Raw genomic sequence first — 17,964 nt, forward strand, 5'->3', positions numbered from 1 at the left:
TGACATGGGTGCCAGTTTAGAAGACGCAGCTCTTTCATTTTTTAAAAAGGGGAGAGCGCCTATTCATGAATCTTAGGAATTGAGTTGAATAGATTAAGATGCTTCTGGTTCTTGTAAAGTAACGATGTATCCTAAACTTTCAAGTCTTCGAAGTGAATGCCGGACAATGGATTGCTGTCTCTGTTTATCAAAGTAGTCTTCGCCTAAGTCTACATACATTTCTTTTCGTGTTAAGAGATAATAAGAGATACGTAACATGGCATGAGCGACGACGATTCCTGCTCGTTTCGTTCCTTTTCGTGATGCTGTACGCCTATACAGTGCTCCGAGATAGTTCTTCGAACCTTTTACTGAATGAGCTGCTTCAGTTAATGCTGATCTCAAATACTTATTTCCTTTTTTGGTTTTAGCTGATTTTCTTTTTCCGGCACTCTCGTTTTGTCCAGGAACCAAACCTGCCCAGGAACACATATGGGCTGCACTCGGGAATTGTTTCTTAATATCAGTACCGATTTCAGCTAAAATTTGCTCAGCCATCCTGGTAGCTATACCAGGAATAGAATCTAATCGTTCCACATCTTCTTGGTTGGTACGTACTCTTTTCGCTACTTCTTGATCGAGCATCTCAATCTCTTCAGTCAAAAAGTCAATATGTCTTAAAATCGTTTTTAACATTAGACGTTGATGGGATTGAATATAACCTTTAAGTGCGAGTTCCAGCTCATCTTTCTTCTTTTTCATCGAGCGACGTGCAAAGTTTGCTAGTTTTTCAGGATCCTCTTCGCCTTCGGCAATAGCGTTAAGCATATCTCGAGCTGAAACACCCAAAACGTCTGAAACAACTGAACCCAATTTAATGTTCGCTCCTTCTAATACTTTTTGGATTCGATTGATTTGTCTTGCACGTTCCTCAATGATACTCCGACGATATCGAACGAGTTCACGTAGTTCCCGTTGATTACGATCTGGAATGTAACTAGCTTTCAACAGTCCATGACGAAGAAGTTTGGCAATCCATTCTGCATCCTTAACATCTGTTTTACGTCCTGGAACTGCCTTCATATGTTGGGCATTCACCACTAAAAATTCAATATCCTCATCTTCTAGTAAATTCACAATAGGCTTCCAATAAACACTCGTGCTCTCCATGGCGACATGGGTACAATTATGTTGTTTAATCCAGTCAACCAACTGTAAAAGAAATACAGTTTTAGTAGAGAACGTTTGAATCTCCTTTCCTTCAGGTGTCATAATACAGGCAGTAATGTTGTCCTTATGGACATCCATACCACATGCTCTTTCAATGACTACTTCCATTGAAAACATCCTTTCTACGGCAATGAATATTATTGGAGGCTGGTGCAGCAACCAGAATAGGATTAATCTACCATGTGTGCTTCCCGTAAGGGAGCGACAGTCAGTGGTGCACCGTGGTCGTTGGAGTCAGACTAACGGATGGGCTCTAACGCACCATAGTTCATCGACCTTCCTCTCCAGCCGTAGAATCAGTATTGACGGTTTAACAATATTTTCATTCTCTGTGGTGAAGCGCTGATTTTTGCGCTTCATGAATGGCTAACGGGGCAGGATAGTTGAAGAAGGAAACCGTATTTATCCATAGAATATGATATAAGTAAATGCCAGGGAGAAGGATGATGGACCTTGAAAAGGAGATCCTCAATCGAAAAAGCTGAATGGTCGAATGAAAGAGAAAGGTAATATAAACAAGACTGTTTGGATATGGTTTTTAGCTTTGGTGATACGTTAAGTATCAGGAATGATACAGTGATTATAATTAAAATTGGAAATGAAATAGAGATTGAAAAACCTATTGACCGAAAACATTTTGGTACGAAACTTGGTTGAAATTAAGAACTTTATATGAAATAGAATGAATATCTAATTTTTTATTAACGGGTGCTAGAGCTCAAGAAGGAACGCTGCGGCGGTCTTATATTCTTATTTGACTAACGGAGCAGTTTAGTTTAAGTGAATTTATTCACAAAGTTAGGAAAGCCAATCTTCACTAAGAAAAAGTTGGCTTTTTTAATGTAATAAGTTTGGTTATATATAATTTTACTCCCGATGTTTTACGCAATCCTCATAAAAATAAAACTAAATCTTCTTCGATTTGTCAGACCCATCGTTAAGATTTTTCCATCTCGGAATACTTCCATCTTTAGCTGCTACTAGCATATATTTTGTTTACAATAACGATCTCCGATTATAAACCATAATTTAAGTAGTAATTTATCTAACTATGCAATCCGCTCAATTAAAATACCCACTTGCTCCGCCATAATCTGAGGAGGATAAGGCATTTCATTCGCGAACCACCATTCTACGATCTCTACGTAAGCCCCCGCTATAAATCGAAGAGTAACCTCTTCATTTATTCCGTTATTTTTTCCTTCTGATATATTCACTTCACCCTTTAGCCCTTCCATGACAAACTCAAGAAATTGTCTACGAAAAGAAGGAGCTCCTTTACTGGCTAACATTGTCGAAAAGAATAAATAATTACGTTCAAAGTATTCGAACCATATCAGATTCCCATCTATAAAATCCATATCTGATGCCGCTTCAGCCAATTCCCTTAGCTCATTGATATGCTCTTCAATGAGCTTGTCCAGCAAATCAAATTTATCCATATAATGAAGATAAATGGTTCTTCGGCTAACATTCGCCCTGTCGGAAATATCTTGTATTGTAATCTGATCAAAACTTTTTTCAGACATCAGTTCAATAACTGCTTTTTTTATTGCTTCTTGCGATTTGAGTATTCTTCTATCTACCTTAGACATTATGGAAGCCACCAAACTTTCTTTAAAGAATTACACGATTTTAATTGGTTTGTGCACTAATATACAAATTACGATTTATTGACAATTGTAAGTATCCCAATTCTGTATAAAATTATACACAGATGTTACTTAATTCATCAATGTTTATTTATTCTAAAGACATCTAATTTAGCAAGAAGGTTGGAAGTATCGAAGTGAACTGTATTTTAGAGAAAGTGAGGACATTCAAATGGAATTTGTGAAACTTGGAAATACCGGCTTGGATGTATCCCGTCTTTGTCTTGGTTGTATGAGTTTTGGTGTGCCGGAACGTGGATATCCCGCTTGGACACTTGATGAGGAGAACAGTCGTCCTATTATAAAAAAAGCACTTGATTCAGGTATCAATTTTGTTGATACGGCAAATTATTATTCAGACGGAACAAGTGAAGAAATTGTTGGACGAGTTTTAAAGGAGTGTGCCAATCGAGAAGAAATTGTAACTTTATTTTCCAATGCATGAAGGTCCGAAGAGTAAAGGTCTTTCACGAAAGGCTATTATGACTGAAATTGATAAAAGCCTTAAGAGATTGGGATCTGATTACATTGATCTTTATTATATTCATCGCTGGGATTACAATACTCCAATTGAAGAAAACCATGGAAGCATTGCATGATATTGTGAAAGCTGGAAAGGCAAGATACATTGGAGCATCTTCTATGTTTGCTTGGCAGTTTCTAAAAGCTAATCATATAGCTGAGAAGAACGGTTGGACCCGTTTCGTTGCAATGCAAAATCAAATAAATCTTTTATATAGAGAAGAAGAAAGGGAAATGCTACCACTTTGCAAAGAAGAAAAAATTGGTGTCGTTCCGTGGAGCCCTCTTGCAAGTGGAAAATTGACACGCAATTGGGAGAAACAACGGCTCGTTCTGAAAAAGATGATGCTAAGGGTTCCTTTTACAATGCTGGTAGCGACCGAATGATTGTGGAAAGGGTTGCTGAGCTTGCAGAAAAACGTGGAGTACCACGCGCTCAAATTGCACTTGCCTGGGTGTTGAAGACGGAACCAGTAGCAGCACCTATTGTCGGTGCCACGAAAATGTCTCAACTTGAGGATGCGGTAGCGGCTCTTTCGATTAATTTAACACCTGAAGAAATTACTTTTCTTGAAGAGCCATATGTACCACAACCAATAATCGGCTTTAAATAATTTTCGATATAAAGCAAATCTCTTTCACATAAGAAAGCAATTTAATCAAGAGATCCTGTAATCCTATTAAAATAATTACACAGTTTTCATTGATTCGTGCACTAATTCACGAATGGAGTAAATTTGACAATTGTAGACATTTTGTATCTGTTTATAATTATATACAGATGTCACATAATTTATATGTGTGAATTATTAGTGCATCCAATTTTGAATGAGAGGAAGATTGAATATGACTAATGTTTTAATTCTTGGAGCAAATGGATCACTTGCTCGTGTAGCTATAGATATGTTCATTAAAGAAACCGATGCACAGTTAACACTTTATTTGCGAAACTCACGTAATTCAAAAAATATGGATTCAAATCGTGTTCGAGTAATCGAAGGCGATGTTACAGACCTTGAAAAACTAAAAGAAGCTATGATTGGACAGGATGTTGTGTATGCCAATCTTGCAGGCAATCTAGAACAAATGGCAAAAACAATTGTGGAGGCAATGGACGCTACTGATCTTAAGCGTATCATTTGGATTAGCTCAATGGGCATTTATGATGAAGTCCCAGGAGAAAGGCATGGTAGTATCTTAAATCCTTATAGAAAATCTACTGCGGTCATTGAAGCCTCAGACCTTGACTATACGATTTTGAGACCAGGGTGGTTTACCAATAAAGATGAAATTGACTATGAGACAACTCAGAAAGGTGAACCATTTAAAGGGCATGATGTATCTCGAAAGAGTATTGCAGATTTAATTGTTAAATTAGCTTTAACACCAGGATTGGAAGTTCGTCGCAGCTTGGGGGTAAATAAACCTGAATAAGTAGGGTAAATTTTTATCCCTTAGTATATAGGGTTATAAAGTGTAAGTAAATTTAACCAACTCACTAGAAATTACAAGAACAGTAAAAATTAGGAGGGAATTTCATGTCATTAGAAATTTTACAAGCAAAAACAGAAATAAAAGAATTAGTTGATACTTTCGCAAATTTGGCAGATGAAAAAAAGATTCCAGAACAAATGCCTTTATTTACCCCTGATACCATAGTTAAGGTTTATATGGGTGATGATTTATTGTTTGATATTTCAGGGACAAAACAATTGGAGGAAGTATTCACAAGTTTTACCGCTAATGTAAAACGTTCCTACCACATGAACGGACAATTGGTTGTCAAAGTGGATGGTGATTCTGCAACTGGTGTTTCATACTGTCAAGTTAAATTAGTGAGCGAAGAAGAGGGTAAAGAAGTTATCACCGATAGTAGTATCATCTATCACGATGAATATGTGCGTCAAAACGGAACTTGGTTAATCAAGACCCGTATTTCTCACTTTATGATTAATGACAAACGAACATTACAAAGCTAATCTATGGGATTGCGGAATTTGTCTCCCAAAGGATACTATAAATAAATCACAGGAACAGAAATTATTAACACAAAATCAGTAAAAATTAGGAGGAAATTTCATGTCGTTAGAAATTTTACAAGCAAAATCAGAAATAAAAGAATTAGTTGATACTTTCGCAAATTTGGCAGATGAAAAAAAGATTCCAGAACAAATGCCTTTATTTACCCCTGATACGACAGTTAAGGTTTACATGGGTGATGATTTATTGTTTGATATTTCAGGAACAAAACAATTGGAAGAAGTATTCACAAGTTTTACCGCTAATGTAAAACGTTCATTCCACATGAACGGACAACTGGTTGTCAAAGTAGATGGCGATTCTGCAACTGGTGTTTCATACTGCCAAGTTAAATTAGTAAGCGAAGAAGATGGGAAAGAAGTTATCACTGATAGTAGTATCATCTATCACGATGAATATATGCGTCAGAACGGAACTTGGTTAATACAGACCCGTATTTCTCACTTTACGATTAATGATAGACGAATATTAAAAAGCTAATTTGTTTATAGTTGGAACTATAGCTTAAGGATCAAATTTTTTATGCTGTAAAAAAACAGAACCTGAAAATGACTGGACTAGTGGAAAAGGCTATCCAGTCATTTTTTAACTAGAATAAGCTGGATCAAATTACGAAAACAGTACACTTAAATGTATTACCTTCATCCATAATTTTAAAATTTCCACTATACATTCTCAGGTGTGAAAATGGTAACAAGAAAGGATTGAATTTTCTCTTATGTGCAATAATCATATAAACATGTCTACCCGTGTATTAAGCGTTCCAAATGCAAAAGCCCCATTTGAAAAGACTACAATTGAGCGCAGAGTATTAAGACCGGATGACATCTTAATCGATATTAAGTATTGCGGTATTTGCCACTCCGATATTCACTTTGCATACAACGAGTGGGGTACTGGAATCTTCCCAATGGTTCCTGGTCACGAAATTGCAGGAGTTGTAACAGCAGTAGGGTCAGAAGTGACAAAATTTGCTGTTGGTTATCGTGTTGGCGTTGGTTGCTTTGTCAACTCCTGTGGGGAATGCGAATATTGCCTCCGTGGTGATGAGCAATTTTGTACAAAAGGTGTTGTCATGGTATTTAATTCATTAGACTATGATGGCAATCTAACTTACGGTGGATATAGCCAAAAAATAGTTGTAAAGGAAAAGTTCCTTGTTAGTATACCAGATAGTTTGGAATTGGATGTTGCAAGCCCATTATTATGCGCAGGCATCACAACTTACTCTCCTTTAAAACATTGGAACGTAGGACCAGGTAAGAAGGTAGCGGTTGTTGGTATGGGTGGTCTTGGACACATTGCGGTTCAATTTGCTCATGCTATGGGTGCTGAAGTAACTGCGTTAAGTCAGACTTTGAATAAGAAAGAGGAAGCCCTTGGTTTTGGCGCTGATCATTACTATGCAACCAATAATCCTGCTACATTCACTGAGTTGGCTGGTCAATTTGATCTCATTTTAAATACCGTGTCTGCAAATCTTGATGTTGATGCTTATTTATCCTTGCTTCGTGTAGATGGAACTCTTGTAAATGTGGGTGCACCAGCCCAGCAAGATAAGTACAGTGTGTTTTCCTTAATAATGGGTCGTCGTAGCATTGCAGGTTCAAATGTTGGCGGGATTCAGGAAACACAAGAAATGCTAGATTTCTCTGCTGAACATGGTATTGCACCTATGATTGAGTTGATAAGTGCTGACCAAGTTGATGAAGCGTATGAACGCGTTCTTTGTAGTGATGTACGATATCGATTTGTTATCGACATGTCTACATTATAAAAATATCTAAATCTAGTCTATAGCCTTTGAATAAGATGGGGAAGCCGGTAGCCTCGGTTTACCCCATCTGAATTAACTGGGAATATTCGAACAAATTATTCACGGTTCATGGATTTTGTTCTTATTTACATTTATAAAATAATATTTATACAAAGGGGAAAACTTTTTATGGGTAACAATTGGAAAATATATTTATTAGCCTTCATAGGATTCTTTGTTGGTACAGCGGAGTTCGTTATTGCGGGTATATTAGACAAAGTAGCGGAAACAGCTAATATTTCAGTTTCAGCGGCAGGACAACTAATTACTGTCTTCGCAATTGCTTATGCGTTTGGACCGCCAATCGTAATGATGGCGTTGGCAAAAACAGACCGTCGAAAGATATTAATGCTTTCTCTTTTAATTTTAGTTCTTGGAAGCGTTCTGACAGTATCACTTTCAGGTTTCTTCTTTTTAATAGTATCTCGCGCTGTTCTCGCTGTAGGAACAGGTGTTTTTGTGGTAACTGCTATGAGTGTCGCACCAAAACTCGCACAGCCAGAACGGCAGGCTGGAGCAATTGCAACTGTTTTTGCAGGTTTTAGTCTAGCTCTTGTTATAGGTGTACCTATTGGTCGTGTTGTTGCGGAATCATATGACTGGAGAGTTATCTTCTGGGGAATTGGTCTATTATCATTGCTTGCGATTTTTGCAGTTGCAAAAACAATTCCAGCCACAGAAGCAGAAGTACCTGTACCTCTAAGAGAACAACTTGCTCTATTAAAAAAGCCTAACATAACTATTGCGCTAGGCATCACATTCTTTGTATTTATCAGTTATTCGATAGTTAATACCTTTATGTCTCCATTCCTGTCTACCGTTATGTCTCTAAGCGATGGGGAAATTAGTGTTGTCTTTTTTGCATTAGGTATTGCAAGTTTAGTAGGCTCTAAGTTTGGTGGATTCCTGGCGGATCGAATTGGTCCGGCAAAAACAATCGGTGGAACAATGGGCGCTCAAGTTCTTGCTCTGACATTACTTTCTGCAATCTTGTCTACTGTTACTGGTTCGGTATTCTTAAATATTGCGTTGCTTATACTGTGGGCGATCGCAATATGGGCATTCTCAACAACTCAGAATTTTAACCTGGTCTCCATTGTTCCAGAAGCCTCTGGCATTTTACTAAGCCTTAACAGCTCTGTTATCCAGATAGGAATTGCCGCTGGTGCTGGTATTGGGGGAATTGTTACAGGAAACTCATCCATGCTATCGATTACCTGGATTGGAGCAGGATCTGTTGTAATTGCTGTTCTTATTGCAGCTATCCCATTAATTTCCTTTACATCTAAAAAAAGTATTACAGAGAAGGGATAATCACATAAGAAAATAACCGCTTAATTTGGGAGTACAGTAAAAGTCTATAAAAAATAGTGGTAAATCGCAAAATGAACCCACATAGAGCAAAAGGAGCTAATTGTGTAACAAACACAGTTGGCTCTTTTCTTGAAGTAAAGGGGAAATTTGGGTGTAGCAGAGAGGGGAAGGTATTCACTGTTAAAAATAGTTTTTTTTCTCTTATAAGGAAACCTCTTAAAAGGTTTTTAACAAATATATTTTTTGTGCACCAATATATAAGGTGTGTTCTTTGAAAAAAGTTTGTACTAGTTTTGTTTATTGTAATATGCAGTTCGTTTATATACATTTATTTATTTTTTTACCAACCTTTTTCATTAAAGAAAGGAAGATTAGTATGTCTAATATTTACAAAAAAGTTGACATTACTACTGTTGCCTCCAGTGGTATGGGGGAGGCTGCTAATCGACGTAAAGAACGATTAAAAAAACTACTTGAAGAGATTCAAAAGAATGGTATAGAAGCTATATTTAATTTAATGGAAGAAGCTTCGCATGGACAAAAGGAAAAAATCAGCTAATAGGCTGTTAATTAACGATTAAATCAATTTGTATTATACAAAAAGTCCTGGCAATTTAAAATTTTTAAATTCTAACTTTGATATTTTTTTGAAATCAAACCGTAAAGACTATTAACATTTGATCCCAATTCCTTCTGGAACGGTCTCGGAACCGTAAGGGCGGTAGAGAGGCAGGGCTATCGCTGTTTTGGGTTTTTGAAGGTATGGTTGGGCTATTACGGAGGCTATAGGACATACCTTTTCCTTAATGCGTGAAGAAAAACAAAAAAGTATTTTAGGGCGTAAAAAGTTGAAATCAAAACATTAATTTTAGCAAACATACAAGACTCCAAACCATTTGGTTGCGGAGTTTTTTTCATTTATGCAAGAGTCCAGGAAAATTAATGATATCAAAGAGGCTGTTACTAATTGACCCTAAAATTTGGTCTTAATAAGTATTAATTTATCCATTATAAAGACCAATATAATTTACAAATTGAACAGATTTGTTCAATAAGTAACAAATTGATACAAATTAACAATTGAAAGCATTCTAAATGTCATTATAATAATAAACAGATGTTCAATAGTATATTTCAATGTAATTATTTATTGACATCTATATTGTATAACACAAACAACACACTTCTTCAGCGAAAATGTGGAGTTTTCCAAAATATTTTGATTAAAGGAGGATTTCGGATGGAACAGCATACTTCAATTATATCGCTTTTAATTGTAACTATTGTCGCGTTTTTTACACCAATCCTGTTACATCAGTTAAAAATGCGCTTTGTTCCTGTAGTGGTTGCTGAAATCATTATGGGGTTAATCATTGGGAAGAGTGGATTTAATCTTGTGCATGAAGATGCTTGGCTCGAAATCCTATCAACTCTAGGTTTTTTATTTCTCATGTTTTTAAGTGGACTGGAAATTGACTTTAGTACCTTTTCCATCAAGAAAGGGAAGAAATCAAGAGTAGCGAAAGTTCAACCAAATAGCTTTCTGATTGCAGGCATGATTTTTGCAGGGATTTTCATTGCTTCCGTAGCATTATCTTATCTATTTGTTCTCGCAGGCTTTATTGATAATGTCTTACTTATGACTTTAATTATATCAACGATTTCCCTAGGCGTTGTTGTCCCTACGTTAAAGGAAGCTCATTTGATGAAGACAAACATTGGACAGATTATCTTGCTTACCGCTGTTATTGCTGATCTTGTTACAATGATCCTTCTTGCCGTGTTTGTTTCATTAAATAGTAAAGACAGCGGAAATGTTTGGATGATCTTAATTTTATTTGTAGCCGGCGTGGTACTCTATCTAGTAGCCAACAGGTTTAAGGGACGAAAATTTGTTTCAGTTTTGGCATCAGGAACCACACAGATAGGTACAAGAGCAATTTTTACGCTTCTAATTGTATTGGTCGCTATATCGGAGTTTGTTGGAGCTGAGAACATACTTGGGGCGTTTCTTGCGGGGGTACTGGTATCCTTGCTGTCTCCGAACAAAAAAATGGTTCATAAATTGGATTCTTTTGGGTATGGATTTTTTATTCCTATCTTTTTTGTGATGATTGGTGTGAATTTGGATCTATGGTCATTGTTAAGCCAGAAAAAAATGCTGCTACTAATCCCACTGCTGCTTTTCGCACTGTTATTGTCTAAATTAATTCCTGTTTTAATCCTAAGAAAATGGTATGGCCAAAAAACAGTAGTTGCTTCAGGTTTTCTACTAACTTCAACCCTTTCACTTGTGATTGCAGCAGCAACTATTGGTCAAAGAATAGGTGTAATCAGTGCAGAAATGGGCGGGTCCTTTATTCTTGTTGCAGTCATTTCCTGTGTATTAACACCAGTCGTTTTTAAAAAAATGTTACCACGTAGTGTTGCAGAAGAAAAAACTTTGAAAGCCGCTTAATATACTCTTCATGTAACAAGATAACTCCAATTATAACCCCTGTACTTGCACGGTACGGGGAATTTTATTCAATACATTCTTTTAACAAGCTGAAGCCAAAGTTTTTTAATTCATGATTATTAAAATTATATAAAACAGTTTAAAAAACTTATAAAAACGTTTATGTAAATTTTTTCAACAAGAGGGGAAGATATAGATGAATCATTTAGTATTTGAGATTGGTACAGCACTTATTCTAGTTGCACTTGGCTCAATTATTGCAAATAAGTTGAAGTTTTCGACTGTTCCATTTTTGATTATTTTGGGGATGGTAGTTGGTCCACATTTAGAATTTATCAAAAGTAATGATATCATTCAATTTTTGGGACGTATTGGTGTCCTATTTCTCCTATTTTACTTAGGACTGGAATTCTCAGTAGGAAAACTAATAAAATCTGGGCGCAATATTTTAGTCGGAGGTAGTATACACGTTGCAATCAATTTTGGTCTAGGCATAGCTTATGGTATCATTACGGACATGTCGTGGATGGAGACATTTATTATTGCAGGTATTTTAAGCGTGTCCTCTTCTGCAATTGTAGCAAAGGTTCTTGTGGATTTAAAAAGAACAGCAAATCCTGAAACGGGGCTAATTCTAGGTATCATTTTGTTTGAGGATCTTTTCTTGGCACTATATTTAGCGACTATTTCGGGAATCCTGCTTGCTGAATCTGCATCAGTCTTAGGAATAATCACGTCAGTCATGATTTCATTCGGTTATATGATGTTATTCTTTGTTATAGCCCGAAAAGGTTCCTCATTGTTAAATAAATGGTTGAAAATAAAGTCAAATGAAATTTTCGCTATAGTTATTTTTGCCATTTTGTTTTTTGTAGCCGGTTTTTCAGAAATCCTGCATGTTGAAGAGGGAATCGGTGCATTGCTATTAGGACTGGTATTTTCTGAAACGGAGCATCGTGAACGAATTGAACATCTTGTAATTCCGTTTAGAGATTTATTTGGGGCAATATTTTTCTTCAATTTTGGCTTAATTATTGATCCAACAACCTTAGCTAATGCTAGCTGGCTGTCATTAGGAGCTGCTATATTAACCGTTGGAGGAAATGTGGTGGCTGGATTGATTACCGGACGAAGAGCTGGGTTATCCTATAAAGCTTCAACCAACATTGGTCTAACCACAATGGTACGAGGGGAGTTCTCCATTGTTTTAGCACAATTGGGAATCACAGCAGGATTGAATTCTATTCTAATCTCATTTACAGCTCTTTATGTACTTATTTTAGCAATCGCAGGACCTTTAATGACGAAGGAATCAAATACCATCACTAACGCTTTGAGACAGATTTATACATGTGTTAACGAATGGAAAAAGGAAAATATAGAGGTTCATGAGAGTGAGCCAAATAATTTAATCTAAAGAAAAATGGTCTCCAATAATACAAAGTTGACTGGTTTTGGAGACTTAGTATTTCACTCATTTTAAATCTTTTACCTGAGTAATCCTTATTAATTTCCATTTCTTTTAGAGGCTCTAAATAAGATGGGTTAGCCAATTAATGCAATTGGTTAATGTTTTCCTGATTTTAAATTACCTTATTGCAGAATTCTCTTAATATCTTAATTTTTTATTTTGTAGAGACCTTGTAAATCATTCACAATTTTAATTGATCTGTGCACTAATGCACGATTCTTGGATATTTAGCAATTGCAGAAATCATATATCAATTTATAATTGTATACATGTGAGAAATAATTGATTGATGTATATTTTTAGGAACATGTATTTAAAAATAAAGGAAAATAAAATGAAATATTAAACCGTATCACGGTAAAGGTTATAATAGCGTTGCTAAAGACGCTTTTTTTAATGAAATATTTTACGAATGGGGGATTGAATCCGTCTTTATGAAGATTCGGAAAGAAAATATCCGTTCCATAAAAGCTGCCGAAAAACTGCCTTATGTTGTAAAAGCAAATGAAACAAGAAAATCGATGTACAAGAAAATTAACGCAGATCGAAATATCTATGATCTATATGAAATCTCAAAAGATCAATACACTTTACATCTATTAAGAAATTGTCTATTAAATACAGACTCTTCGCATTTACTAGAAGCCTAGTTAATTGGGAGGGATTAAATGACATTTTTATTTTTCACTGCCTTAGCTGTAGCCTTCATTTTATATAATAGATATTTTCCGGTATTTGGTGCTTTTTGTACCAATGTGAAAGACCTTAATTTAGATGAAATCAAGGTAATCGATGTAAGAGATTTTAATGATTCATACAAGAATCCTATTAATGGAGCTGTTAATATCCCTTTGGCATATTTAAAAAGGAATTTTAACGAAATTCCTAGTAAGGATATTCATTTAGTTGTATTAAACCCACTTGAAAAAAATATTGGAATACGCTTCTTAAGAAAAAAAGGTTTTCGTGTTGTAGGATATACAATAATTAGGTGATATTGTCCTGACTGATGAAGAATCCAGCAGTTTACATGCATGATTGGACATAATAATGGCAGAAAGCATTATAACTGCAGAAATAAAAAGGTATGGTTAAATAAGTAGAAACAATGAAATGTACGATGGGGGGCTATGGATGAAGTAAAAAAACGGGATTAATTTTAAACATTAGGTTCCGTTATTAAAAATTGTTGGCATTAATAAAGAATGCTTTGGAAAATTTTTTTGAGGAGGTTGCAAGTTAAAAATGAGTGAAGATAAACAAAAAATCCTAGCAGTTTATCAACGAATTGATGACGCATTGGTTAATAAAGACACTGAGACATTGGAAAACATCCTTGATGACAATTACGTATTAGTACACATAACTGGGTATCATCAACCTAAGCAGGAATGGCTTGAACAAATAGAAAATGAACAAATGAAATACTTCAAAACGATGCCTCAAAAAACAATCATCACAATAGATGGTAATACTGCTATTCTCATTTGTATTACTAAAATCGATGCAAGAATTTATGGTTTTAGAAACACTTGGAGTATGCAAATGAAAATGCATTTTGAGAAACGTGGAGACAATTGGTATCCGGTGAGGACTATTGCAACAAGTAGATAAAATACAGAAATAATAAGATAACCACCACATAATTTAGCATTTCAAAAAATGGAGACCCTATTAAAGCCTTGTTCAGTCACAATAGTGCCAAGGATTTAATAGGGTTTATGCATTTTCTGCATATCAGTGTGGTAATGGGGGTAACATTAACTTGTTATTCCATAATTAGTTATTATTTTTTATTTTTCTAATTAACAGGAGGAAATTGAGTTAATGCAGGGAAATGTAAAAGAATCCACAGATAAGTATGAGATTTCTCCTCTTTAACTGATTTTCGACTTGGGATTTGTATTTGCACTGACCCAGATTTCGGAACATTTGCTGCATCACCTCAACTGGCATGGTTTGGTGGAAATGATAGTGCTCCTGATTGCCGTATATAATGTATGGTCATATACAAGTTTTGAAGCCACTCTCATACATGTCGGAAAAACTCAGACTCAGTGGATGATGCTTATCGTGATGCTTTTAGGGCTATTCATGTTCGCTTCTATTCATCGTGCATTTGGAGTAGCCGCGTGGACATTTGTAACTCCGTTTCTTATGTCAGATAGGAAATGGATTATTTACTACTTTTGCTGAAACTGGTCTTAAAGCTCATTACTCAAGAATGCTCGGATGGATTCTTGCTACTACACCACTCTGGATTATAGGTTCGTTTGCTGATAGCGAAGAGAGGCTTACATGGTGGGGCATTGCAGCAGGAATTGACATCATAGGAACATGGTTTGCCCATCCATTTCCTGGTCGTGTTCTCAGATCCGAAAATGTAGAATTTGATGCGGAACATATGGTTGAAAGATGTAGGCTTTTCTTAATTATTGCTCTGGGAGAGATCGTTTTAACGACGGGTAGAGCCATATCAGCAGCACCAATTAGTTTTATCACACTGGTTATAGGAATATGTTCTCTCGCATCCATAGTAGCACTATGGGCACTTTATTTCGGTGGTTCAGACCATCTGGTAGTACACTATACTGAGCAAACTACAAATCCGATTCTAGCTGCAAGACTAGCAATGAACGGTCTAATAGTAACGGTAGCGGGATTAATTGTGTTTGCTGTAGGAATTGAGCTTGCGATTGAGCACCCTTATGCGGGGACATCGGCATCAATGACCACTCTTCTATTTGGTGGTCCTATCCTCTACCTAATATCTCAAGGATGGTATCTATGGTATATAACTAGGAAAGTCCCATACTACAGAATAGTGGGAGGGCTAAGTCTAGTAATGTCCGGATTCCTAACTAACTTCACAAAGGCATTTTTCTCTTTGATCGTCGTTACTATTCTCCTGGTTGTGCTATCTGGGATGATAACTAGGTCTGTAAATAAGAATAAAGGAATTAGGCTCTGAACAATGTTTTTTATACTGTATAATGGAAAATTCTCTTTCTGCTTTAGAGGCATTTTTCTGACAGTCTACTGTTGTTGGAGCTATTGAGTTGATTTTATATATATTCCCTACAACTTTCAAAGATAATGAACAATTTTATTTGTTTTGTTAAGTAATACACAAATTTCGATTTATTGACAATATGAGAGTGCTTTCTTTCTGATTATAATAGGAAATGGTTAACGATGTTTTTTGAAAGGGAGGACAAATCAAATGGATTATGTAAAACTTGGAAATACGGGTTTAGATGTATCCCGCCTTTGCCTTGGATGTATGGGTTTTGGTGTTGCTGAACGATGGGTCCATCCTTGGGTCATTGATGAAGAGCGCAGTCGCCCAATTATTAAAAAAGCCCTTGAGTTAGGGATCAATTTTTTTGACACAGCAAATGTATATTCCGACGGAACAAGCGAAGAAATTGTGGGACGTGCTCTAAAGGATTATGCAAATCGGGATGAAATTGTCATTGCAACGAAGGTTTATTTCCCTATGCACGAAGGTCCAAATGGTAAAGGTCTTTCTCGAAAGCATATTATGAGTGAAATTGATAAGAGTATTACACGTCTCGGAACAGATTATGTGGATTTGTACCAAATTCATCGATGGGATTATAACACACCGATTGAAGAGACGATGGAAGCATTGCATGATGTCGTGAAGGCTGGCAAGGTAAGATATATTGGTGCTTCAGCTATGTTAGCATGGCAATTTTTGAAGGCAAATCATGTGGCTGAAAAAAATGGTTGGACCCGGTTTGTATCAATGCAGAATCATTTAAACCTTTTGTATCGTGAAGAGGAACGTGAAATGCTACCGTTATGTAAAGAAGAAAAAATCGGTGTGATTCCGTATAGCCCTCTTGCATCAGGAAGACTAACGCGAGATTGGTCGGAAGCAACGCATCGTTCTGAAACTGACCAAGTTCAGAAGTCTAAATATGATGCTACTGCCGATACGGACAGATTAATTGCAAAGCAGGTTGCAACAATTGCTGAAAAACGAGGTGTACCTCGCGCCCAAATTGCACTTGCTTGGTTGCTGCAAAAGGAACCGGTAACAGCTCCTATTATTGGCGCTACAAAGATATCACATCTTGAAGAAGCAGTACCAGCACTTTCAATCAAGTTAACACCTGAAGAAATAATATCACTAGAGGAACCATATGTACCACACTCAGTAGTTGGTCCCTTAGTTTAGGTTATCATGAGACATTTTTAATGGGGAAAAATTATAACCATCATTACACTAAAACTCCGTTCATTATTTCTAGAAGGGAGTTTTTGATGTGTGAGATTGAAGAAGATTATAGTGAAATGATTCATGAATAGCATTCATTAAATTTATTACACAATTTTATTGGATTTGTGAACTAATAAACAAATCTTCCGAATTTAACCATTGAAGCATCTCAGTTTTGTATTAAAATTATACACAGATGTTACTTAATACATCAACGGGAACAAAATTAAGGGTCATTTTTGATTGAATGGAAGTCAAAAGTTAGTAAACCCATATAGGAGGAATCTATGATGGAAACTATTACTTTATCAAATGGAATAAAGATGCCAATTTTAGGTTTCGGCGTATATCAAATTCCGGAACTTGAAGAATGTGAACGTGTTGTTGCTGAAGCAATTGAAGTGGGGTACCGTTCAATCGATACTGCCCAAGCTTATGGGAATGAAGAAGCTGTAGGGAATGCAGTTCGTAAAAGTGGTATACCCCGCGCGGAATTCTTCATTACCACAAAAGTTTGGATTTCAAATGCCGGTTATGAAAAAGCTAAAGCATCAATAGAGGAGTCTTTACGAAAGCTACAAACAGACTACATTGATTTACTGCTTATTCATCAACCATTTAATGATTACTACGGAACGTATCGTGCTATGGAAGAGTATTATAAAGCTGGAAAAATCAAAGCTATTGGTGTAAGTAATTTCTATCCTGATCGTTTCATTGATATCGCACAGTTTAGTGAAATTACTCCAATGGTGAACCAAGTCGAAACACATGTGTTTAACCAACAAAAACGAGCCCAAAAAATCATGGAAAAATACGGGACTCAAATTGAGTCTTGGGGACCTTTTGCTGAAGGAAGAAATGATTTCTTTAATAATGAAATCCTAAAAAGCATTGGTGAGCAATATGGTAAATCTGTTGCTCAAGTGGCTCTTCGTTACCTAATACAACGTAATGTTGTGGTCATTCCTAAAACGGTATCGAAAGAACGAATGATTCAAAATTTTGATGTCTTTAATTTTGCTTTAACAAATGAAGACATGGATAAAATTGCGAAATTAGATCAAGAACAAAGTTTATTCTTCTCTCATTACGATCCAGAAACAGTTGAATTCTTATCAGGACTAGGCAAATAAACTAGAAAGAATGTAAATCCCTATTCAGTATTAACATCGGGATTAATAGCACAGAAAACTCCCTTCATTATTTCTAGAGGCCACTGAAAAAGTACCT

At 36.0% G+C, this 17,964-nt stretch carries 15 protein-coding genes and 3 pseudogenes; 16 read left to right on the forward strand and 2 right to left on the reverse strand.

Annotated features, from left to right (window positions below):
- Positions 1-93: 93 nt before the first annotated feature.
- A complete protein-coding gene (locus J7E67_RS02700) occupies positions 94-1,317 on the reverse strand; it encodes an IS110 family RNA-guided transposase (protein ID WP_214730917.1) in 1,224 nt (407 codons plus the stop codon).
- Between the two features lie 941 nt (positions 1,318-2,258).
- Positions 2,259-2,804 carry a TetR/AcrR family transcriptional regulator gene (locus J7E67_RS02705; protein ID WP_214719144.1) on the reverse strand — a complete coding sequence of 182 codons (546 nt, stop codon included), beginning with the start codon at positions 2,802-2,804 and terminating at the stop codon, positions 2,259-2,261.
- A 229-nt stretch (positions 2,805-3,033) separates the two neighbouring features.
- Between J7E67_RS02705 and J7E67_RS02710 the strand changes: the two are divergent.
- The 16 genes and pseudogenes from J7E67_RS02710 (at position 3,034) to J7E67_RS02785 (ending at position 17,867) form a co-directional block, all read left to right on the forward strand.
- Positions 3,034-3,997, forward strand: a pseudogene (locus J7E67_RS02710) (aldo/keto reductase).
- A gap of 232 nt (positions 3,998-4,229) precedes the next feature.
- Positions 4,230-4,817: an NAD(P)H-binding protein gene (locus J7E67_RS02715; protein WP_214730919.1), complete on the forward strand. Its 588-nt coding sequence runs from the start codon at positions 4,230-4,232 to the stop codon at positions 4,815-4,817.
- A 104-nt stretch (positions 4,818-4,921) separates the two neighbouring features.
- A complete protein-coding gene (locus tag J7E67_RS02720; RefSeq protein ID WP_214730921.1) occupies positions 4,922-5,362 on the forward strand; it encodes a nuclear transport factor 2 family protein in 441 nt (146 codons plus the stop codon).
- Positions 5,363-5,462: 100 nt separating this feature from the next.
- Positions 5,463-5,903 (forward strand): nuclear transport factor 2 family protein, encoded by a 441-nt coding sequence (locus J7E67_RS02725; RefSeq protein ID WP_214730923.1) that lies wholly within the window; start codon positions 5,463-5,465, stop codon positions 5,901-5,903.
- Positions 5,904-6,141: 238 nt separating this feature from the next.
- Positions 6,142-7,200, forward strand: a complete 1,059-nt coding sequence (locus J7E67_RS02730) for an NAD(P)-dependent alcohol dehydrogenase (RefSeq protein ID WP_214730925.1) — start codon at positions 6,142-6,144, stop codon at positions 7,198-7,200.
- Between the two features lie 168 nt (positions 7,201-7,368).
- Entirely contained in the window at positions 7,369-8,553 is a 1,185-nt protein-coding gene (locus J7E67_RS02735) for an MFS transporter (protein WP_214730927.1), read from the forward strand.
- A gap of 376 nt (positions 8,554-8,929) precedes the next feature.
- Positions 8,930-9,112, forward strand: coding sequence for a hypothetical protein (locus tag J7E67_RS02740; RefSeq protein ID WP_214719135.1), 183 nt, complete (start codon positions 8,930-8,932; stop codon positions 9,110-9,112).
- Between the two features lie 681 nt (positions 9,113-9,793).
- Positions 9,794-11,002: pseudogene (locus J7E67_RS02745) on the forward strand (cation:proton antiporter); the annotation flags it as partial.
- Between the two features lie 205 nt (positions 11,003-11,207).
- Positions 11,208-12,428: a cation:proton antiporter gene (locus J7E67_RS02750; RefSeq protein ID WP_214719131.1), complete on the forward strand. Its 1,221-nt coding sequence runs from the start codon at positions 11,208-11,210 to the stop codon at positions 12,426-12,428.
- A gap of 398 nt (positions 12,429-12,826) precedes the next feature.
- Positions 12,827-13,132 (forward strand): annotated as a pseudogene (locus J7E67_RS02755) (GNAT family N-acetyltransferase); the annotation flags it as partial.
- Positions 13,133-13,150: 18 nt separating this feature from the next.
- On the forward strand, positions 13,151-13,477 hold the full coding sequence (locus J7E67_RS02760; protein ID WP_214730931.1) for a rhodanese-like domain-containing protein: 327 nt from the start codon (positions 13,151-13,153) through the stop codon (positions 13,475-13,477).
- A gap of 250 nt (positions 13,478-13,727) precedes the next feature.
- On the forward strand, positions 13,728-14,096 hold the full coding sequence (locus tag J7E67_RS02765) for a nuclear transport factor 2 family protein (RefSeq protein WP_214730933.1): 369 nt from the start codon (positions 13,728-13,730) through the stop codon (positions 14,094-14,096).
- A 279-nt stretch (positions 14,097-14,375) separates the two neighbouring features.
- Positions 14,376-14,678 (forward strand): low temperature requirement protein A, encoded by a 303-nt coding sequence (locus tag J7E67_RS32215; RefSeq protein WP_214730935.1) that lies wholly within the window; start codon positions 14,376-14,378, stop codon positions 14,676-14,678.
- Positions 14,647-15,453 carry a low temperature requirement protein A gene (locus J7E67_RS02775; protein ID WP_308161336.1) on the forward strand — a complete coding sequence of 269 codons (807 nt, stop codon included), beginning with the start codon at positions 14,647-14,649 and terminating at the stop codon, positions 15,451-15,453. The genes J7E67_RS32215 and J7E67_RS02775 overlap by 32 nt, the downstream gene beginning before the upstream one ends.
- Before the next feature lie 252 nt (positions 15,454-15,705).
- Positions 15,706-16,689 carry an aldo/keto reductase gene (locus tag J7E67_RS02780; protein WP_214719121.1) on the forward strand — a complete coding sequence of 328 codons (984 nt, stop codon included), beginning with the start codon at positions 15,706-15,708 and terminating at the stop codon, positions 16,687-16,689.
- A gap of 332 nt (positions 16,690-17,021) precedes the next feature.
- Positions 17,022-17,867 carry an aldo/keto reductase gene (locus J7E67_RS02785; protein WP_214730947.1) on the forward strand — a complete coding sequence of 282 codons (846 nt, stop codon included), beginning with the start codon at positions 17,022-17,024 and terminating at the stop codon, positions 17,865-17,867.
- Positions 17,868-17,964 lie beyond the last annotated feature (97 nt).

This window comes from Bacillus sp. ISL-46 (assembly GCF_018613205.1).